Annotated in this window: 18 protein-coding genes and 2 tRNA genes; 14 read left to right on the forward strand and 6 right to left on the reverse strand. The window is 28.5% G+C overall.

What is annotated here, in order from left to right:
• Positions 1 to 50 precede the first annotated feature (50 nt).
• Positions 51 to 126 (forward strand) — tRNA-Phe (locus JHL18_RS06485).
• Positions 127 to 264: 138 nt separating this feature from the next.
• Here JHL18_RS06485 and JHL18_RS06490 read toward each other — a convergent pair.
• Positions 265 to 723 carry a peroxiredoxin gene (locus JHL18_RS06490; protein WP_200267307.1) on the reverse strand — a complete coding sequence of 153 codons (459 nt, stop codon included), beginning with the start codon at positions 721 to 723 and terminating at the stop codon, positions 265 to 267.
• 279 nt (positions 724 to 1002) lie between these two features.
• On the opposite strand from JHL18_RS06490, the gene JHL18_RS06495 reads away from it, so the two are divergent.
• The 9 genes from JHL18_RS06495 to JHL18_RS06535 all read left to right on the forward strand — a co-directional run bounded on the left by JHL18_RS06495 (position 1003) and on the right by JHL18_RS06535 (position 11612).
• Positions 1003 to 1749 (forward strand): peptidylprolyl isomerase, encoded by a 747-nt coding sequence (locus JHL18_RS06495; RefSeq protein WP_200267309.1) that lies wholly within the window; start codon positions 1003 to 1005, stop codon positions 1747 to 1749.
• A 355-nt stretch (positions 1750 to 2104) separates the two neighbouring features.
• Positions 2105 to 3226 (forward strand): glycosyltransferase family 4 protein, encoded by a 1122-nt coding sequence (locus JHL18_RS06500; RefSeq protein ID WP_200267311.1) that lies wholly within the window; start codon positions 2105 to 2107, stop codon positions 3224 to 3226.
• Positions 3223 to 3921, forward strand: coding sequence for a hypothetical protein (locus JHL18_RS06505; RefSeq protein WP_200267313.1), 699 nt, complete (start codon positions 3223 to 3225; stop codon positions 3919 to 3921). Before JHL18_RS06500 ends, JHL18_RS06505 begins: the two co-directional genes overlap by 4 nt.
• Positions 3911 to 5698: a hypothetical protein gene (locus JHL18_RS06510; protein WP_200267315.1), complete on the forward strand. Its 1788-nt coding sequence runs from the start codon at positions 3911 to 3913 to the stop codon at positions 5696 to 5698. The genes JHL18_RS06505 and JHL18_RS06510 overlap by 11 nt, the downstream gene beginning before the upstream one ends.
• Before the next feature lie 455 nt (positions 5699 to 6153).
• A complete protein-coding gene (locus JHL18_RS06515) occupies positions 6154 to 7047 on the forward strand; it encodes a glycosyltransferase (protein WP_200267317.1) in 894 nt (297 codons plus the stop codon).
• Positions 7048 to 7077: 30 nt separating this feature from the next.
• On the forward strand, positions 7078 to 8010 hold the full coding sequence (locus JHL18_RS06520; protein WP_200267319.1) for a glycosyltransferase: 933 nt from the start codon (positions 7078 to 7080) through the stop codon (positions 8008 to 8010).
• A gap of 28 nt (positions 8011 to 8038) precedes the next feature.
• Entirely contained in the window at positions 8039 to 8923 is an 885-nt protein-coding gene (locus JHL18_RS06525) for a glycosyltransferase family 2 protein (protein WP_200267321.1), read from the forward strand.
• Between the two features lie 219 nt (positions 8924 to 9142).
• A complete protein-coding gene (locus JHL18_RS06530; protein ID WP_200267323.1) occupies positions 9143 to 9841 on the forward strand; it encodes a hypothetical protein in 699 nt (232 codons plus the stop codon).
• Positions 9834 to 11612, forward strand: a complete 1779-nt coding sequence (locus JHL18_RS06535) for a hypothetical protein (RefSeq protein WP_200267325.1) — start codon at positions 9834 to 9836, stop codon at positions 11610 to 11612. Before JHL18_RS06530 ends, JHL18_RS06535 begins: the two co-directional genes overlap by 8 nt.
• Before the next feature lie 136 nt (positions 11613 to 11748).
• Here the strand turns inward: JHL18_RS06535 and JHL18_RS06540 are convergent, their stop codons facing one another.
• From JHL18_RS06540 to JHL18_RS06550, 3 genes are all read right to left on the reverse strand, one after another.
• A complete protein-coding gene (locus JHL18_RS06540) occupies positions 11749 to 13236 on the reverse strand; it encodes an oligosaccharide flippase family protein (RefSeq protein ID WP_338025453.1) in 1488 nt (495 codons plus the stop codon).
• Positions 13237 to 13558: 322 nt separating this feature from the next.
• Entirely contained in the window at positions 13559 to 14206 is a 648-nt protein-coding gene (locus tag JHL18_RS06545; protein WP_200267329.1) for an HAD family hydrolase, read from the reverse strand.
• 389 nt (positions 14207 to 14595) lie between these two features.
• On the reverse strand, positions 14596 to 15945 hold the full coding sequence (locus JHL18_RS06550) for a [Fe-Fe] hydrogenase large subunit C-terminal domain-containing protein (protein ID WP_200267331.1): 1350 nt from the start codon (positions 15943 to 15945) through the stop codon (positions 14596 to 14598).
• Between the two features lie 228 nt (positions 15946 to 16173).
• Between JHL18_RS06550 and JHL18_RS26200 the strand changes: the two genes are divergently transcribed.
• Positions 16174 to 16299, forward strand: coding sequence for a hypothetical protein (locus tag JHL18_RS26200; protein WP_274600942.1), 126 nt, complete (start codon positions 16174 to 16176; stop codon positions 16297 to 16299).
• A gap of 62 nt (positions 16300 to 16361) precedes the next feature.
• Positions 16362 to 17741: an N-acetylmuramoyl-L-alanine amidase gene (locus JHL18_RS06555; protein WP_200267333.1), complete on the forward strand. Its 1380-nt coding sequence runs from the start codon at positions 16362 to 16364 to the stop codon at positions 17739 to 17741.
• Positions 17742 to 17770: 29 nt separating this feature from the next.
• On the opposite strand, the gene JHL18_RS06560 is transcribed toward JHL18_RS06555, so the two are convergent.
• Positions 17771 to 17846 (reverse strand) — tRNA-Pro (locus JHL18_RS06560).
• 138 nt (positions 17847 to 17984) lie between these two features.
• Here JHL18_RS06560 and JHL18_RS06565 point away from each other — a divergent pair.
• A complete protein-coding gene (locus JHL18_RS06565) occupies positions 17985 to 18284 on the forward strand; it encodes a hypothetical protein (RefSeq protein ID WP_200267335.1) in 300 nt (99 codons plus the stop codon).
• Positions 18285 to 18384: 100 nt separating this feature from the next.
• On the forward strand, positions 18385 to 19539 hold the full coding sequence (locus JHL18_RS06570; protein ID WP_200267337.1) for a metallophosphoesterase: 1155 nt from the start codon (positions 18385 to 18387) through the stop codon (positions 19537 to 19539).
• Positions 19540 to 19605: 66 nt separating this feature from the next.
• Here the strand turns inward: JHL18_RS06570 and JHL18_RS06575 are convergent, their stop codons facing one another.
• Positions 19606 to 20943, reverse strand: a complete 1338-nt coding sequence (locus tag JHL18_RS06575; protein WP_200267344.1) for a lipid II:glycine glycyltransferase FemX — start codon at positions 20941 to 20943, stop codon at positions 19606 to 19608.
• Positions 20944 to 20969: the final 26 nt, after the last annotated feature.

Raw genomic sequence — 20969 nt, forward strand, 5'->3', positions numbered from 1 at the left:
GTACTGCATGGGCGACTGTGTGGGAGAGTAAGTGGTCGCTAGGTAAATGTGGCTAGATAGCTCAGTCGGTAGAGCAGAGGACTGAAAATCCTCGTGTCCCTGGTTCGATTCCTGGTCTGGCCACCAAAAGCATAGTACTTAGTACTATGCTTTCTTTATATTTTAAAGAAATATTATAGATGATTTTCATGATTATAAATGAAGGCTAAGAATTAAGTCAATTCTTAGCCTTCATTCATATACATAAGCATATAAATACATATTTTACATGGCTTTTAGGATTTCTAGTACTTCGCTTATATGATCTTTGACTTTAACTTTTCTAAATTCTTTTATTAGTATTCCATTTTCGTCAATTAAAAAAGTACTTCTTTCGATTCCAAGAGACTTCTTGCCATACATATTCTTTTCTTTTATGACATCATACATGTTACATACTTCTTGATTTTCATCACTTAATAGTATAAAAGGCAATCCTAATTTAGTTATAAATTTATCATGGGAAGTTAGAGAATCTCTAGAAACTCCTAAGACTATAGCATTATAGTCTGAGATTTGCTGATAATTATCTCTAAAATCACAAGCTTGATTTGTGCAGCCAGGTGTATTATCTTTAGGATAGAAATATAGTATTACTTTCTTGCCTCTATAATCACTTAATTTATGAATATTCCCATCGGAACCTACGATAGAAAAATCTTTAGCTAATGTATTTAATTCCATTGGTATCTAGCACCTCCAAATAGTCTTTTTTAATTATTATATAAGAATAATTATTATATATCAACAAGATAATTATATAATATAAGCTTCAGCTCCAATTATTAATTTATTAAATACTTTTTTTATCTTAGAGAAGAGTATAAAAATTAACGATAGCTAAAACTAGTAATTTAAAATGTTTAGGCTAATCTTTAATGAAAACAATAAAAAATATGAATATTAATCTATTTGTGATATGATTATAAAGATTAAAGTTTTACTGAGAAAAGGAGATTATTTATGGATAAGAATATACTAGCTATAGTTGGCGGAAATGAAATAACTGAAAGAGATCTAACGGAAGTAATAGAAAGATACCCTGAAAATAGAAGAGGCGTTTTTGCCAGTGAAATGGGTAGAAAACAATTATTAGAGCAAGTTATAAGCTTTGAATTATTATATAAGTTTGGTGTAGATAATGAATTTGATAAATCTCAAGAATTTTTAAGCCAAATGGAAAAAGTTAAGAAAGACATATTGACTCAAATAATAATCAATAAGGTTCTTTCGGAAGTAACTGTAACAGATGAAGAAGCACTTAAGTATTATGAAGAAAATAAGGAAGCTTATATGGAACCTGAGACTGTTTCAGCTAAGCATATACTTTTAGATTCTGAAGATAAATTAAAGGAAATAAGAGAAGATATACTTTCTGGTAAGAAATCTTTTGAACAGTCAGCATCAGAGTATTCAACTTGTCCTTCAAGCGAACAAGGTGGGGATTTGGGAGCGTTCTCTAAGGGAATGATGGTTCCAGAGTTTGAAGAAGCAGCATTTAATTTACCTGTAGGTGAAGTAAGTGAACCAGTAAAAACTCAATTTGGGTTCCACTTAATAAAGGTAGCTTCAAAGAACTCAGCGGTTGTTAAAAGCTTTGATGAAGTAAAGAAGGATGTAGTAAATGAATTAATTCAACAAAGACAAGAAAGAAAATATCTTGATTTTGTTCAAGAATTAGCTTCTAAGTATGGTGTTGAAAGAAAATAAATAATTGTTATTTTACGCTCACAAGATCTGTTGGATTTATTTGTGGGCGTATTTTTTTGTTTTATTAAGATTATCGATGAAATATTTCGTTTATAAATATGCATTTATATAATATATTATGTGGGTTTCATAGGATATAGTCACAAATAATGCTATAATTATTGATATTAAAATCCAATACTGGTATATTAATTAAAGAGATATGCATTTGTATATCTTTTTATATTTAATAAGATATCAACGAGAAACAAGGAAAAATATTAATAATTGGATTGCAAGAGAGTTTGTTGTACAATTAAGGGATAAACTAAAAATAATGAGAAGATGATGTATGATATATATATAGGAGGAAAATATGAGTAAGATAAATATTCTTCATGTGGTAGCCACTGGGAGATTAAGTGGAGCTGAGAAAGTAATAGCAGATATTAGTACAAATCTTAACGAAAATTATCAATGCTATGCAGTTTGCTCAGGAGAAGAACTAAAGAAATATTATGAAGAGAAGGGGATTAAAAGTTTTATAATAAATATAAATAAGTTAAATCCATTTGAAATAAATAAACTAAGTAAGTTAATAAAAGAATACAATATAGATTTGGTGCATGGACATGATGTGAAGCCTTCGATAGCATCATATATAGCAGCTAAAAGGCATGGAGTTCCTATGATATCACATATTCATGTCACGTATACATGGATGAAGACTAATAAAATAATGAAATCTATAGATGCTTATTTTAGAAATAGATATGATCTGTCTATTGCTTGCTCTGAATTAGTAAAAGATTATTATGAAGAAAATAATACATCTGCAGATAGAGATAAGATAGTTTACTTGGATAACGCATTTAATTTTAACGAATTTAACAAGGTTGTAGTAAGTGATAAAAGTGAGTTTAAGAAGAAGCTTGGAATAAATGAGGAAAAGTTCATCTTTGGATTCTTAGGAAGGCTTATAGCTGTTAAGGGAGCGGACTTGTTGATAAAAAGCTTTTCAGTTGTTGCTAAGACTAATGAAAATGCGCAGCTACTAATAGTCGGAGATGGAGATGAAAGGGAACAATTAGAAGAACTTACTAAACAACTGAATTTGGAGGATAGAGTGATCTTTGCTGGATATCAGAAGAATGTTTACGATTATATGAATATTTTTGACTGCTTCGTTCTTCCATCTGTAAGAGAGGGGCTACCTATCGCAGTTTTAGAAGCTATGGCAATGAAGAAATTGGTTATATCAACTCCAGTTGCAGGACTTGCAAAGTTAATAAAGAATGGAGAAAATGGTATAATGATAAGCGAAAGATCGGAAGAGGAATTAGTAAATAGTATGTTATATATATATGATAATGCTGATATTCGTAGTAGTATAGAAAGTAATGCCTATAACTATTTAAAGGAGAATTATAATATAGATGACTATGTTAAAAATCTCGAAAAGTATTATCAAAAAGTATTAGGTAGGAGAAGTCTATGAAGAAAAATAAAATAATTCTAGGGATTTTTACATTGGTATTTTTAGTCGCTGTTTTCATTAATGTAGTACCAAGAAAGGGTACTGAAGCAAAGAAAGTAAGTGTATTTTCTGATGCTGGTAGATTGGAAGTTAATTTAGCTTTGCAAGACTCCTTACAAAAGAATGGTGTAAACATGTTTTACACTGAGAATTACAAAGATAGTTCAGATGTAAAGTTAAAATATGCATCAGTAGTAACAACTGAAGAAAAAGCTATGTACGATATATACAATTTAAAAGAGGAAAACTTATATTCCGTAGACAAAAAGGGACTTGGAAAGAAGCTAGATTATTCGGAAATTAAAAAACATCTAAATAGTGGGGAAGATTCTTTTAATAATGATATCTTAATATTTACGCCTAACACAAGTCATTGGTTTGAAAAAGAAAAGACTAATGGTAAAGTATATATATATGATGGCGTAGGAAAGATTATAAATAGCGATGAAACGGTTACAGGGATTTTGTTTGAATCAGAAATAGACAATATGGCTAATTATGATTTAAATACTATTAATAAAGATGATAATGAGATTAAAGATACTTTAAGTATTCTAATAAAAAAGAGTTTATTTAAGAAAGATACAGAGGAAAAAATATATAGTGATTTAAAGAAGAAGATTGATGATCTTAAAGGGGATAATAATGGTAAATAAGATTAATTATAAATACAAGTTAATTCTTTGTATTATAGTGATTTCTATATTGTCCGTATTAGTAGGGACTTTAAAGAAAAATGACGTTGAACAATATAAAGTTTTTAAGTTATACTCAATAGATTCTGATAATAATGTTTCTGATATTGTTGATAAAGCAGTTCTAAAAAAATTAAATGTATTTAATAAAAACTTTGGCCAAAGTTATAAAGGCGATTTTAAGGTTAATGTGTTACCAATAGAAGGAATTAATGCAAGGTATAGAATAAGGTTTACTTCAGAAGGTGGACTAGATAGTCAAGCAATGAGTAAGGTTTATGATGATTATGTTAATATGCTGAAAAAAAGTAGTGTTGCTTTTCATATTTCACCTGCTGAGTATGATAATGTTGAATACACAAATATAATGCTCCACTCTACGCTTATTAATATTGGACAAGCTTTACTTTATTCATTTATATTATTATTTTTATATAGAATAATAAAGCCATTAAGCATAAATGAAAATATATTTGGAGCTTTAAGCATAGTGGTATTTTTGATATCAAAAGTGTTTAATTTATTTGCTGCCGTATTAGCAGTAGCACTTGCCGTAATAATTTGCTACAACATAATAAATAAGGCCAAAGAATATAAAAAAACTCTAATAAAATTATCGGTACTGGCTTTAGTAGTAAGAATTCTAGTGACTGCTGCAATGCTTATGTACAATTATTATAAATATAGTACTTTGCTCTCATATTCTCAAACTGATGAAATATTCTACTATTCTTCTAGCGATTACATATATCAGTCATTGGTTAACTTTGCTTGGCCGAATCTTAAAGCTATAACAGGAATAGACCAATATGGGTACAATTTGTTCATGGGAGTAGTTAAGCTAATAAATCATGGCGACATTTTTATGAGTGTTAAAATTATAAATATCTTAGTTAGTGTTATTTTTGTATTACTGGTATTTAAATTTGTTTATAGTGTTACAGAAAATTATGATGTTGCTAAAATAAGTGCTTTAATGATGGCTGTAATGCCTACATTTGCAGTATTCTCATCTTTTGCATTAAGAGATATATTTATTTCAATAATTATATTTTTAATATTATATGAAGTTATTTTAATGAACAAATCAACAAACAAGATAAGAAATGTTGTTATATGCTTCAGTTTAATGATTGGATTATGGTATTTAAGACATTATGCATTGTTATTGGTACTAATGTTAGTAGCTTTATATGTAGTAATAAGATTTCTAATAAATAAAAGGATAAATATAATAGCTATATTGATGTCTATTTTATTACTAGCTGTAGGTTTAATAGTAGTTGCATCTAAGATATATGCCTTTAATATATTTATCATGCTGAGGTCTTATGTGCAATCACAAGGAATATTAAAATTCCTTTCAGGAATAATTCTAAGCATAGTTAACTTAGATTTCTTGATAAACAGTGGTGAGACTATCTACAAATCAACAAGATCATTGATTTTGAGAATTATATATCCTGAGACGATATTTTTAATTTTATCTTTTCCTATTATGTGCTTAGGATTCATCAAAGGGTTAAAGAAGGATATCAGTTTTGTAATTACTATAATAGTTATGTTTGTAGGGTTCATAGCCATATATAAAATGCAATATGGTGGATGGTTTTTAAGAACTCAATTACAGATATTCCCTTTTCAATACATGTTTATAGCATGGGGGTTAGTGGCAATGATTGACGATTCCGATAGTAGATTGGCAAGAACGCTTAAAAAGCTAATTAACAAACTTTAAAATGTAATATATAAAATTATTGATGCTTATATGCTTAAAAGTAAAGCTTATTATTAGGATATTTTAATCGGGTAATAAGCTTTAAATTTTACTATTAAGCATGTTGTGTAAAGTTCCATTATTGTGATTAAATTGATTTAAATAGGAAATGATTATAAATGATTTGAGTTTATTTGCGTGGACGGTGAAAAACATTTTTTATTGTATAGGAGATTATAAAACTTATTAGCCTACTCAATTTTCTTAATATAAATTCGAAACGGCAGATGCGTTAAAAAAGCTCACTGAAGAAGGTTACTTCAGCGACTTTTTTAATATTAGTGTATGTGTTATTATAAAAAGAGTTGAGATCTGAGTTGATTTCACGAAAAAGATCATTTTAATACTGATTTATAGATAGTTTGAGGTATATAAATCATAGAAGTATGAAAACTGTAGAGTTAGGAGAAAAAAGTATGCACAATGATGTTTGTTGCGTGATTGTTACTTATAATATTGGTGAGGATTTCTTAAAATGCTTTAATTCGATAGTAGATCAGGTGGATAAAGTTATAATTGTAGATAATGGATCAGATGAAGAAACTATTAGTGTGTTAAAATCTCTAGAAGGTGGAGAGAAAACAGAAGTTATATATAATAGCGAAAACCTTGGTATTGCAAGTGCTTTAAACAGTGGTGTTAAAAGAGCAGAGGAATTGAAAGCTAAGTGGGTACTAACTATGGATAATGATAGTATCTCAACTACAAATATGGTAGAAGCAATGATTAATACATATGAAGCACTAGATTATGAAAAGAAGAATAAGGTTGTTAGTTTAACTACTGTTCATATAGAAACTGGTTATACTGAGATTTCTGAAAATGATAAAGAATCTGATTTGAATGATAAGTCATATAAACAAATTGATGTGTGCATTACATCTGGTAATTTGGTAAAAACAGAGGTTTTTAAAGAGGTTAATTATTTTGAAGAAAAGTTGTTTATTGATAGTGTTGATTTTGATTTTTGCTTTAAGTTAAAAAATCTAAACTATGAATTAATTCAAATAAATGGTGCAAAACTATTGCATCGTTGTGGAAATGCTGATGAAAAAGATCTTCTTTTACTTAAAACTGGATATACCAATCATAACTATATCAGAAGATACTATATGACTAGGAATAGATTTTACTTATGGAATAAATATAAAGGAATAGAAAGCCAATTTATAAAGGTTGATAAAAGAGCTTTTTATACAGAAATTCTAAAAGTAATACTTTTCGAACAAGATAAAAAAAGAAAGCTGAAAATGATTATAAAAGGTATTAGAGACTATAAGAAAGATGTTTATGGTAAAATATCTATTTAAACGTGTCGGTTATTTAAAAGGAGTATATAAATGGATGATAACATTCTTCAAGAGCTTGCGCTAATAATATTAAATTATAAAAATTATGATATGACAATTCAATGCGTAAATAATCTTATAAGCTTAAATATAAATGCTAAAATTATTGTGGTTGACAATAATTCTCCAAATGATTCCTATGAACAAATATCTAAAAGTGTATCTTCATTTGATAATGTATATCTATTAAAGACGGAGAGAAATGGTGGATATTCTTACGGTAATAATGAAGGAATAAGATTTGCTAATAAAAACTTCAGCGGTATTAAATATATTGGAATAATGAATCCTGATGTTTTTTTAAATACAAAAGCAATGCTGACTAAAATATGTAATAAGTTAGCACAAAGAAGTGATTTAGCTGGGATAACTGGAGTGACTCTATTAAATGGTAAGTTAGTTTTTAATAATTTGGGATGGAGAGTTAATGATGTTAAGAGTCTAATATTAGCTAATAGCAGCTTATTATCAAAGGTATTAAAGATATCAAAATCATATAGTGAGATAGAGCTTGATAAAGATGATTGTGAAATCGGATATACTGAAGTTATGCCAGGTTCCTTTTTTATCATGAAAAATGATATTTTTAAAGAATTTGGGTATTTAGACGAAAATGTATTTTTGTATTTTGAGGAAGATATACTGGGTAGAAAAATAAAAAAAAGAGATTTAAAATCAGCGATATTGATTTCTGAGTCTTACATACATAAACATGATGTTAAAGATAACGAATTATCAAATGTAAAGAAGAAGAAGCTGGATTATAAGATTTATATGAAATCTCAAACCTATTATGTTAAAAATTATATAGGTAATAATTGGATTAACAATTTTATGCTTAAGATATCTCAATATGTTCATTTGTATTTAGAGATACCATTAATTTGTTCTATGTACAAATTAAAGAAGGCAATAAGAAAGTAAAGTACCTTATCAAATTGGGGGAATTGAAATGATTAAAGATATAACTGTATTTACTCCTACCTATAATAGAGGTGAATTATTAACTAATTTATACGAATCATTAATAAAGCAAACTCATAAGAACTTTGAATGGATAATATATGATGATGGATCTATTGATAATACAGAGCAGATAGTGGAAAAATTGAAAGCCGATAAATTGATTGAGATTATATATGTAAAGTCAAACAATATGGGTAAACATGTTGCTATGAACAAAGGAGCAGATATAGCGAGTGGTGAACTCTTTTTCGTAGTTGACTCAGATGATATATTAACAGAAGATGCATTAAAAACTATAGTAGATGCATGGAATAGTATACCTGTTAATGAAAGAAGTGAGTATTCAGGAATTGGAGCTCTAAAAGGAGGATTCGATAAGCAATCTATCACAAAAACATTAAATGAAGACTTCATTGATGCCGATTATATTGACTTCTCATTTAATATGGGATATACCCAAGATAAGGCCGAGATATATGTTACCGAGATATTTAAGAAATATAAGTTTCCGGTGTTTGAAGGTGAGAACTTTATGACTGAAATTGTAGTTTTCTTAAAAATTGCTGAGCAGGGCTATAAAATGAGATGGGTTAATAAAGTTGTTTATCTATGTGAATATAGAGAAGATGGATTAAGTAAAAATTCATTTAATGTTAGATTAAAAAATATAAATGGAACTGTGCATGCTTATAACTTGATATCCTCTTATAAATTGCCAAATAAGATTTTAATCAGGTATAAGGCTAATTATTTCAGGTTCGGTTTCCATAAGAAATCTAGCTTGATGAAATTAAAAAACGATCTAATAGATAAAAAGTATTGGACAATAGCTAGTACCCTAGGTTGGTTACTATATAAAAAAGATAAATAGATTAAATGCTAGTAAGAAATAAAAGTTCTACTAGCATTTTTTATTTTAAGGCATATTAAAACTCTTTAATACAGTAACAGCTAAAACATAATTTATTCTAATTATTTTATGAATGTATAGGTATATAAGCAAATAAATAGGAAATAATCATTAAAAGAAAACTAAAGAACAATTAAATTGTAAAAACTATTGTTAAGGCAAACTTATTAGGAGAAGAGTATGAAAAGTAACAGGATAGTATTAATTATATTTACAATAGTATTTTTTGTTGCCGTTCTTATAAATGTAAAGCCAAACGGTAAGGTAGTAGGAGAGAGCATAAGTGTATTTTGTAATAATGATAGAATAGAAATGACTATGGCTGTTTATAATGGTATAAAAATTGATAATACATCTGTATACATTACAACTGACGATAAGAGCAATGCAGATATAAAGTTGAAGTACAATTCATGTATAAGTACAGAAGAACGACAGCAGTATAATATCTACAAACTGAGAAAGGAAAAGTTATACTCAATAACTAAGAAGGGAAATGGAATTAGATTAACATATTTAGATATAGAAAGATTATTAAATGATAAAAGTAATCAATTTAATAATAAAATTTTATTATTTACTCCTAACACTTCTATATGGATTGATAACTATAAGAAAGATAACAATAAACCTTATGTATATAAACCATTGGAAAATATAATTGGTGAAGATGAAACGATTATTGCGATTGCGTTTGAGGCAGAGATAAGTGATTTATTGAAATATGATGCGAATGTTATTTATAAAGATAATAAAGAAGTTGAAGATGACTTTTGTATTTTAATAAAAAAAGGTAAATTTGATAATTATGAAGAGGATAAGATACTAAACGGATTAAACAAAGAAATTCCTAAGCTAAAAGGGGAAAGTAATGAATAACAAAACATATAAAATGATTTTTTGCATTTTAGTAATTTGCATTTTATCAGTAATATTTGGTTCTCTAAGAAATACTAATGTGGAGCAATACAAGCGCTTTAAACTATATACAGTTGATAGTAAAAATAATCTTTCAGATAATGTGGATAAATCATTGATAAAAGATATAAATATCTTAAATGATGAGTTTTGCGAGAAATATATATCAAAATTTAAAATAAATATTTTGCCTGAGGAAGGTGTTAAAGCTAGATATAGAATTAGATTTAATTCAATTAATGGATTAAGCAATAAAGAAATTGATAATGTTTACGACTATTATGTTGAAACAATAAATCAGAACAATAAAGTTTTTCATATATCACCGCTAGATAATAATGAAATACAGTATAAAAATGTAAGATTGAGTACAGTTATTATAAGTATTATGCAAGGAATACTCTATTCAATTGCTTTAATATTTTTGTTTAACGTGGTTTACATAAAAGGTGATCATGAAAATATGTTCTTTATTACTAGTGTAATTTTGTTTGCAACAGCTACAGCTTATGGATTATTTGCAATTCTATTATGTTCAGTTATTTCTTTTTCAATAGTGGCGCATATATTAAAAAAGAATAAAGAATATAAAAATTCGTTAATTAAAATAACATGCTTAGCTTTAATCTTAAGAGTTTTAGTTTCCATAGTAATAATGTTCTATAATTTTATAAAATACAGAACATTTTTATCATATACACAGACAGATGAAATATTTTATTATTCTACTGGGGATTACATATACCAATCCCTTGTAAACTTTAAATGGCCCAATTTGAAAACTATAACCGGGATTAATCAATATGGTTATAATTTTTTTATAGGTTCTATAAAATTTATAAACAATAGTGATATATTTATAACTGTTAAGCTTATAAATATATTGTTCAGTGTTATTTTTGTACTATTGATATTTAATTTTGCTTATACTATCACTAATAATGAGAAGATAGCTAAGATGAGTTCTATTCTTATAGCAATAATGCCAACTTTTGCAGTTTTCTCTGCTTTTGCCTTGAGGGATATATTTATATCTATTAATATATTCTTATTATTTTATATTGTAGTATGTAGTAATAAATTTAAAAATAAGATATTTAGTATAGTAGGAGCTATATTATTAGTAATAAGTTTATGGTTTTTAAGAAGATATGCATTATTATTGACCTTAATGCTGATAACTTTGTATTTAATAGTAAGATTCTTGATTAATAAAAAAATTAATATAGTAGCAATATTGATTTCTATGGCAGCTCTAGTTTGTGGATTGATTTTTATGTCCTCAAAATTGTATGGCTTTAGTATATTTAATATGATTAAGGGGTACATATTATCTCAAGGAATAGCAAAAGCTTTTTCCGGAGTTATATTAAGTTTAGTTAACTTAGATTTTCTAATAAATATTGGTGGCACAATATATAATTCATATAAATATATGATATTACGTATTATGTATCCAGAAACAATTTTTTTAGTAGTGACGTTTCCTATAATGGCATTAGGTATGATTAAAGCTTTGAGAAAAGATGTGAGTTTTGTAATTACGACCTTCTTTATGTTTTTTGGATTTATATTAATTTATAAAATACAATATGGTGGGTGGTTTTTAAGAACTCAGTTGCAGATATTTCCTTTTCAATATATTTTTATTGCATGGGGTTTAATAGCTATTATTTATGAGTCTAATAGCAAAGTAGCTGTATACGCAAGAAAATTCATAGATAAGATTTAAATTACTTATAGTAACTTGCTGCTATTGGGTATTAAGTGTAAAAAGGAGTTTACTTTTTTGTAGACTCCTTTTTACTTTATATTAAAGTGTAAAAGTTAATTTAGACATAAACTTAGTGATTTTATCAATAAATAAACTATTTTTTGTATTGCTTAAGCTTATTTATTATTAATTTGACTTTAAACTTTTCTAGTACTTCGAGCAAAAACTCATCTCTAAGGAAAAGTAGAATTAATGAATAAACTAATGTGCACAAAGACATAGTGATAAGGATTATTAATATAATGTTATGTATTAATAATTTTACCATAAAAGATAATGGTATAAATAAAAGTGAAGTAAGTAAGTATCTCACTTTTTCTGGTGAAATTAAATTCAAATTAACTTTAAGAAACTTTTTTATCACTATATACTCTACTATTACCAACGCAAGTTCTACAGTAGTTGTAGAAGCTATGGTAGTAACATGATTTAAGTGGTTGCTATAAATCAGTATTATCTTCAATAATAAATTTACTAAGCCGAAAGATGCAACTATAATCATAGCAAGTTTTTCTTGCTTTTTCACATAGAAAATGCTGTTGACTAATAAGAAATCAAGTCCACTTAATATTATAAACACACTAAATATCCTAAGAACATTTACAGATTCAATATAAGTCGATTTATACAATAATAATATTATTTCTTTGGATAAGACCATCATACCTATTGCAGCAGGAAAGAGAAAAGCTAGATAGGTATTAGTTACCTTGTTTAACAAGGTCTCATAAGCTTCATCTCCATTTGATGCAATAACATTTGATAATCTAGGTATAGTAACAAGTATTATAGAAAGAAGCATAGTATTAACTATGCTTGATAATATCTGACCTATATTATAATAACCAACAGATATTTCACTTACATAAGAACCAAGTAATAATTTATCTAGCTGATTATACAGAATAGAAGCATTTGACATAATTAAAATGATTAGGAGCGGTTTAATATGCTTTCTTAATTGCAGATTATTAAAATTAAATTTTATATTTTTCTTTATATAAACAAAGCTGAAAACATAATTGAAGAAGACTAATAGTGAATTTAAAGCTGCATATATTAAATAATCCGAAGATTTCTTAACAAGTAATAGTAAAAGCACTATGTAAAATATTCTTAGTATGATTGTCTTTATAGTTATAAAATTGAAACTTTCAGTTGCTTCACATAGCCACTCGACATAAAATATGTTACTAAATAGTGTAAAACCATAGATTAAGAGCACTGGGAATTGAGGTTGTGATGAATAATTAACAAATACAAACAAGATATATATAATTAATGATAAAGTGTTAGATATAACGCCTATTAAAAATAAACTAGTGAATAATTTTGAAAGTTTTTCTTTATCATCTCTAATCCTGCTAATTTCTCTAAGTCCATAATTATATATACCGAAGGTTGCGATTATTAAAAAGTAAACATATATTGCCTCACTATAATATATACGACCTAAGTATTTTGGCCCAATTACTGTAGCGGCATATGGTCCTATTATAAGCGGGACTACTATATTAAATATATTCAGTAATAATTTATAAAAAATATTTTTAGTAATAGAATTTTTAGATTTCATTAACATACCTTTCTTTTATATAGTTGTACTACATCAGAGTAAAATTTGTTGCTTTTAAATTCTATCACCATGACCGGCTTCTATGATTTAAAAACACATCAAAAAGCATCTTAACTATTAATGGCATTTTACTTGATGAATAGATTTTATTTGCAATTGGTGCATCATTGTATGCAAAGATAAAAAAACCTTATTTTTAATATTTTGTCCTAATTATAATATTAAAAACATGTAATTAGTAAAAATAAGAAAAATATAAAAACTCCTAAATAGAATCAGGAGTTTTTAATAGTGTAGTATTAGACATGTTTATACAAATCCAGGGGAGTTATATAACAATATCTAAGTAACTTTCAATATAGTTGTTAGCTAAAGAAATTACCTTTTCTTTATCATCTTTTGAAGACTCATCATAAACAGCTACAACTTTCATGCCTGCTGCCTTAGCGCCTTGAACTGCAGGAAGAATATCTTCAAAAACCACGCATTCATGGGGGTTAGCACCTAATTTTTTAGCTGATAACAGATACACATCTGGGAAGTTTTTACCTCTGGAAACTTCATCAGTAGTTGTTATGGTATCGAACAATTCATATATTCCATTAGCCTCTAATGCGGCCTTAAGTAACTCTTGAGAATTTGATGTAGCAAGTCCTATTTTAATGTTTAAAGACTTAAGCTTCATTAAAAAATCCTTTGCACCAGGTTTTAATTTTACGTCTTTAGTATAGTGTGCAACGGCCATAGAGTGCCATTCTTTCATAATATCTTCTACTGTATCTGAGATATTAAATTTGTTTTTAAAATAGATAGCTGTTTGCTCAAAGCTAAGATGACCTATTTCATCCTTAAGATTCTCAGGTTTTACATACCCCTTATTTATTAAATAATCAGTATCAATTTTTTCCCATATCCACATTGAATCTATCAGAGTACCATCTAAATCAAATATTGCTGCCTTTATATCTTTAAACATTATTAAAAATCACCTCATTAATATTCATTAATACCTCAAATAAAACTATTATGAAGAACAAGCTAATATGAAGGTTGTACAAAATTCACTATATAAATTGTAAAATAGAATGTTAAATACATATGGAAGCTTGTATAATAATTTTAGTTCAAATTAATAAATATAGCAATGTAAAATTTACATATTGATATCCAATAGGTAGGTGATTACAGTCCCAATGAGAAATACTTAAGAACCTAACTAGAAAGGATGGATTATAAAGATATAGTTGCAATTTTGGGGGAGGATGGACTATCAATGGTTTGAAGATAAAAAAAAACACTATCATAATATCTTGGATAATCCAATTTGATAGTGGTTTTTAAAGTATAAATTATTTTCTATAGTCTTTAAAAGGTCCTCTCGAATATTTCTATTTTTTGCTTATCTTGAAAGTCCTTTAATGAGTTTATCCCTAGTTCTTTTAATACCTGAGCCATTATATCACTATGTGTAGCTACTTTTATTGGGGAATCATATGCGACCTTATTGGCAAATTCTCTTCCGTTTTCTCTTGGTATTAGAGCTTTTGGTCCACCTACACAGCCTCCTATGCACCCCATACCTTCTATAAAGTTTGCATCAACTTCACCTGCTTGAGCTTTTTCAAGTATTGCTTTACACTCTTTTACCCCGTTTGCTTGAACAGCTTTAAAAATTGAGTGCTTTTCTGGGAAAAGTTCTTCAATTGCTTCAGAAACAGCTATTGATACTCCACCAGTTCTGGCATAAAGTCTACCTCCTCTTGAAGCGTATTCAATTGAAGGAACACCGTGTAATTCACCAGGCTTAATATCCAAAGTGTCGAAAATACCTTTTAATTCTTCAAAGGTTAGTACATAGTCGATTGCAGCATCTATATCTTTATCTTTTGCTTCTGCTTTTTTAGCTATGCAAGGTCCTATGAAGACTACCTTGGCGTCAGGGTTTAATGTCTTAATTAATCTTCCAGCGGCAATCATTGGTGATACGGAAGGTGATACGTCTTTTACTAAATCGCTATAAACTTTCTTTAACATCCCAACCCACATAGGGCAACAACAAGAAGTTATAAGTAATCCTCCATCCTTACTGACGTGTTTATCAAATTCAGCAGCCTCTTTTATGGTCAACATATCAGCAGCAAATGCAACTTCAACCATATCTGAAAAGCCAAGTTTTATAAATGCAGAACGAAGCTGATCTAAGGTTACGTCGTCACCAAATTGACCAGAAATAGCTGGCGCTACTGCAGCTATTACCTTCTTGTTGTTTTTTAATAATTCCATGATTGGAATGAATTCTATTCTATCAATGAAATTACCGCTATCACAAGCATCAATACATAGTCCGCATTCAACACAAAGAGTATCATCTATGTAAGTATTACCAAAGTTCTTATCTTCAACAATAGCGTTGAATGGGCAAGCTAATTGGCACTTTGTAAGTCCTGAGTCTTTATCCTTACAATGATCTGAGCAGCTTCCAACCTTTTCAACTATTCTTTCTTTTACCTTATAGTCAGTTATAGCTTTTTTTAGATTATAAAGGTAATTATCATCTTTATCAACATCCACTCCGCATAATGTAGCTATAATAGATTTTGCTTCTTCCCTATCAAAGTTAGGGTCGCTGATTATCTCGTTCACCACTTTGTCAAAGTCATCTTCATAATATGCCTTAACAATTCTCTTGAACAAAGCTTCATATTCTTTTTTCATGGAACTCCTCCTAATTATTAAATGGTAAATATAATAAATATAATTATATTTATGACAAATATACTAATATTATTTTCTTTATAATGTTAATTAATTCATTAAACCTAAGCATATATTGTAAAAAAATAATAAATTTATGTGAATAAAATAATTTAAATTACAAACACTAATTATAGCTATAAGTGCGAAATTACAATATTTGAATTATTCAAAGAAAAGGTGATATTTATGTTTTATATAATAGCAACAGCTTTCTCAATCTTAGTTGTACTTTTTTGTATATCTTTGTGTAAAGCAGCATCAAAAGAAGAAAGTTTTTATGAAAACTTAGAAAGAAAAAGAAAAAACAATTAATAATATTGAGTTATTTAAATATACATATAATAGTTGAATATTATATGGAGATGAATTTATATATGATAGATTTAGTATTGGATGCTGGTCATGGTGGAAGAGATCCGGGTGCCATTGGCCCAACAGGTTTGCAGGAAAAAGAATGTAACATTTATATTGCTAAAAAATGTGGACAGATTTTAAGAGAAAATGGAGTTACAGTGGAACAAACAAGAGATGATGATACCTACTTAGGGCTTTCAGAAAGAGCAAAACTGGCTAATGATGCTAATTGTAAATATTTTATAAGTATACACATAAATAGTGCAGATGTTCAGTCGGCCAATGGTACAGAGGTATATGCATTAGTAAAAGGTGGAGAAGGAGAATTATTAGCAAAAAGAGTTCTGGATAATCTAGTGAATGAGATTAATTTAAGTAGCAGGGGAGTTAAATTCGCAAATTTTGCTGTATTAAGAGAAACTAATATGCCTGCAATATTGGTAGAGACATGCTTTATAAGCAATTCTAGTGAAGAAGCATTGTTAAGAGAAGATAGCTTTAAGGATAAAGTTGCTCTTTCAATAGCCAAAGGATTTCTTGACTATATAGGAAAACCGTATAAAGAGAATACTGATTCAAGTGATACCAATGATAATAGACTTACATCTCTGATATCCAAAACATCATGTTTGAAGGATCAAGCTAAACAGTGGGCGAAAAATAATCAAGCAACAGATCTATTTATATCTTTAGCTGATTTATATTGGTCCTTATATTCATTTCACGGAAATATAAACCCTACAATAGCATATGCACAAGCTGCTTTAGAAACTGGATTTGGTAAATTTGAAGGTAGTATAGATGAAAACTATAAGAATCCAGCAGGATTAAAAAGTACAAGTGGTAGAGATGATAGTGCAGATTCTTTTGTTAAGTTTGCTAGTTGGAAAGACGGTGTTTCAGCGCAATTAGACCATTTAGCGCTATATGCAGGAGCAGAAGGGTATCCTAGCGATAATACTTCAGATCCTAGGCACTTTTCATATCTAGCTGGAAAGGTTAAATATGTAGAAGAACTTTCAGGCAATTGGGCAGCTTCTCAAGAGTATGGATTAAAGATATTGCAATTGAAGTTTGCTATGGAAGGAACTACAGTTGTTGATAGATTCGAGGATGATAAGATTTATGAAGAGCCAGAAGAGGAAAATGCATCAAAAGACGAAGAAACAATAAAAAATGTTAAAGAGAAATTAAATAGTTTTTCGGAAGAAATAGATAGTTTGAGAAATAGATATCAAGAGTTTTCTTCAATTATTGAAAGCTTCGATAAAATGCTTGAAGATAAAAATAATGAAAATAAAAAATTGTTAAAGGAGAATAGTGATTTAACAGAGAAAGTTAAGCAGTACGGCGAGGTTATTGACGATATATTGAATATTATAAATACAAGGATAAAATAAAAAGGAATTGTATAAATACAATTCCTTTTTGGTCGGGGTGACAGGGATCGAACCTGCGACCTCATGGTCCCAAACCACGCGCGCTCCCATCTGCGCTACACCCCGTGGCACATTGTTAATTATAAGGCACTTTTACATAGATGTCAACATACAAAATGAAAAAATATAAGATATAAATTTAATATTTTATGTTGTATAATAAATGTATAATTATTGGAATTATATTAGATGGAGGGATTATCAATGAAGCTTACAACTATAATAATAGAAATAGCAAGTATAGTATACATAATTTTTGGAGTACTTGTACTTTTTAGTAAGGGATTGAGAAAAAACGTTGAAAGAAGTAATGCAAAAGATATAAATGGGTACATTGCGTTTAATGGTAAATTCAATTTGATACTAGGTATAATTGGAGTTGTAATTGGAGGACTAGACTATTTCTTGCCGTCTTTGACTAAGGTTTGGATTGGTGTATTTTTGGTGATAATGATTTTTTCTTCGGTGATACAAGGAAAGATGAGTAAGAGATTTATAAAATAGTACGGAATGAATTAGAGTTGCCTGAGAAGGTAACTCTAATTTTAGATTTTGAGCATGTTTATAGGGTTAATTTTAAACGTTGTGATAGGAGGAAGTTAACTTGAACTATAAAATAGTATTATTTATTATAGCATTCTTTGGTATATATGCTTTGAGCAATTATTATATTGGAACTAGAATATATAAGGGGCTTGCAGTAAAGATTCCTGTAAATAGTATTATATTTTGGGGTGTATTTTGCGTTGTAGCAGTAGCTTATATTGTAACTATGCTTTTAGGTAATTATGTGTCAGGTAAAATCTTCGATATCTTTAATTTAATAGGAGTATATTGGATAGGTATATTTTTTTATTTAATAATTATATTGCCTGTTGTTGATATAATTGCGTTCGTTAATAGACGATATTCATTTATACCAAGTATGAGGGGAAGTAATGATATACTTTTTGTTACAACTTTAATAATAGTTTTATTTATAGGGGTTGTCATGATATATGGAACCTGGAATGGTAGCCATTCTTATGTGAAAAAATATGAATTAGAAGTCAATAAAACAGTAGAAGGTATGGATAAGTTAAATGTAGTTATGGTATCTGATATACATCTAGGAAATCTTATAGATGGCAAGAGAGCAAGTGCTATGGTAGAGGAGATTAATAGGCTAAATCCTGACATTGTATTGTTTGCAGGAGATATAGTTGATACAGAAGTTAAACCCTTTATGAATGGAAATATGGCCGCTGAATTTAAGAAGATTAATTCAAAGTATGGAACATATGCTGCGCTTGGAAATCACGATATCATGAGAGGCGAGGAAGACACTATAACTAACGAGTTAGGTAAATATGGGGTTCAAGTACTGAGGGATGAAGTTAAGGAAATCAATAATCAGTTTTATGTAGTTGGAAGAGATGATGTTTCTATAAATAGAACAGGGAAAAAGAGGAAGACTATAGATGAAATACTAAAAAATGCGGATAAGAGAAAACCTGTTTTATTAATAGATCATACTCCTTCTGCTTTAAATGAATCGGAGGAGAATAATATAGATATGCAGGTATCAGGTCATACTCATAAGGGGCAATTTTTCCCTAATAATTTAATAACCAGTAAAATATTTGAGATAGATTATGGGTACCTAAAGAAAAAGGATTTAAATGTAATAGTTTCATCAGGTTATGGTACTTGGGGGCCTCCAATTAGACTAGGAAGCAGAAGCGAAATTGTTAATATAACAGTGAATTTTAATAAATAAAGAAACCATCTTTCTTAGAATTTTATGATTACTAAGAAGGATGGTTTTTTAGCTATAAATAAGTTATTACTGATTACTATTCATTATCTTATTTCTTATTTCTTTGAACTTAGGGAATGCTTTTTTATATAGATTATAAACGAAACTGTTTATAACAAGATCAAATTCACCTATAAATTCTACAAAGTCTCCATTGAAGCCTTTCTTAAATTTGTACAAACCGTATAATGGATTTTCGGGATTAAGATCACCAGAAACTCCTCTAAAGTCGTATAGATAACAATCTAAATCAATGCTATCTGTTATCATAGCCCATTGCATAGCAAAGTTTGGCATGGTGTCTCTTAAGATGTTTTCTGAAGCACCATAAAGGTACCAAGCTTTACCGCCATAGTAAAGGTATATAGATCCTGAAAGATATATTTCTTGGCCTTTAAAAGGCTCGATTTCTTTAAGGCGAGTTTTAAAACCATCTATTTGTCTTTCAGATTCCTTTAGTTTTGCATCTTGATCATCTATTTTCTTTTGGATTCTAGCAGACTTATCTTCGTCCTTCTCTTCTGAGAATTTTAATCTTAATTCATCAATCTTAATTAGCGCCTTTTCACGTACTTGCTCTTGTTTTTGTAGTTTTGTATTTACAGTAGAAAAGTCTTTCTCATAACTATACTTAATCATATATAATCTGCAATAAGGTGATAGATTTTCAATCATATCTTTAAAATAGTCCTTTTTACGTACTATAAAGTTGTCCCTTTTTCCTGTTGTAACCATTATTTCATGAAATCTTGATAATACTTCATCTGAGATATTATTCTTATCATAAACTTCTACGGTTAAACCTCTGTCCTCAGATACTTTAATATTGTATCTAGTTTTATTTGAAAAAGTTTTAAAGACATCTTTCTTTTCCTGTTCTTTATCCTCTAATTGAGGCAGGTTTAGTCTAAAAACAAAGTTTGGTTGAATTGCTTCAAAGTTTTTTGAATCAGTGTTATTAAAACCTAAACTCTTTAAAAAGTCCTTCGTTTCTTCGCCCTCAATTAAAAGTTTTTCGTTTTCAGATAAATGTATATCAGGATCAACTGTTATGAAAGATATCTTGTTATCCTTTGCATAACTTCTTATGAAATCAGTGAATTCTATTAAAAGATTTTTATTCTTATAATCACAAGTAAAGCTTCTAGGTATGTATCCCATATAAGCATTTACATATGGTGCTTTTCTTAGGAGCATAGTAGCACACAAAACTAAGTTATCATCTTCATCAAAACCTCCAATAAATTTTGGAGTCCACTCTCTTTTTATACTAGCCCAATATGATGTTTGAAATATATGCCCTTTTTTATTAATGGAATTAAACTCATTTATCTGAGAAGGGTTTACTTCCTTAAATCTATACAAAATAAATTCCTCCTTAATGCATTTGC

This window comes from Clostridium yunnanense (assembly GCF_016595795.1).
In the GTDB taxonomy this organism is placed as follows: Bacteria; Bacillota; Clostridia; order Clostridiales; family Clostridiaceae; genus Clostridium_AR; species Clostridium_AR yunnanense.

Coding starts and splice junctions, on each gene's coding strand:
- JHL18_RS06540 (WP_338025453.1), bottom strand. CDS start 13,236: ATGTTAATGAAATCTAAAAATTCTATTACTAAAAATATTTTTTATAAA.
- JHL18_RS06500 (WP_200267311.1), top strand. CDS start 2,105: ATGAGTAAGATAAATATTCTTCATGTGGTAGCCACTGGGAGATTAAGT.
- JHL18_RS06555 (WP_200267333.1), top strand. CDS start 16,362: ATGATAGATTTAGTATTGGATGCTGGTCATGGTGGAAGAGATCCGGGT.
- JHL18_RS06525 (WP_200267321.1), top strand. CDS start 8,039: ATGATTAAAGATATAACTGTATTTACTCCTACCTATAATAGAGGTGAA.
- JHL18_RS06510 (WP_200267315.1), top strand. CDS start 3,911: ATGGTAAATAAGATTAATTATAAATACAAGTTAATTCTTTGTATTATA.
- JHL18_RS06505 (WP_200267313.1), top strand. CDS start 3,223: ATGAAGAAAAATAAAATAATTCTAGGGATTTTTACATTGGTATTTTTA.
- JHL18_RS06490 (WP_200267307.1), bottom strand. CDS start 723: ATGGAATTAAATACATTAGCTAAAGATTTTTCTATCGTAGGTTCCGAT.
- JHL18_RS26200 (WP_274600942.1), top strand. CDS start 16,174: ATGTTTTATATAATAGCAACAGCTTTCTCAATCTTAGTTGTACTTTTT.
- JHL18_RS06495 (WP_200267309.1), top strand. CDS start 1,003: ATGGATAAGAATATACTAGCTATAGTTGGCGGAAATGAAATAACTGAA.
- JHL18_RS06545 (WP_200267329.1), bottom strand. CDS start 14,206: ATGTTTAAAGATATAAAGGCAGCAATATTTGATTTAGATGGTACTCTG.
- JHL18_RS06565 (WP_200267335.1), top strand. CDS start 17,985: ATGAAGCTTACAACTATAATAATAGAAATAGCAAGTATAGTATACATA.
- JHL18_RS06550 (WP_200267331.1), bottom strand. CDS start 15,945: ATGAAAAAAGAATATGAAGCTTTGTTCAAGAGAATTGTTAAGGCATAT.
- JHL18_RS06530 (WP_200267323.1), top strand. CDS start 9,143: ATGAAAAGTAACAGGATAGTATTAATTATATTTACAATAGTATTTTTT.
- JHL18_RS06520 (WP_200267319.1), top strand. CDS start 7,078: ATGGATGATAACATTCTTCAAGAGCTTGCGCTAATAATATTAAATTAT.
- JHL18_RS06535 (WP_200267325.1), top strand. CDS start 9,834: ATGAATAACAAAACATATAAAATGATTTTTTGCATTTTAGTAATTTGC.
- JHL18_RS06515 (WP_200267317.1), top strand. CDS start 6,154: ATGCACAATGATGTTTGTTGCGTGATTGTTACTTATAATATTGGTGAG.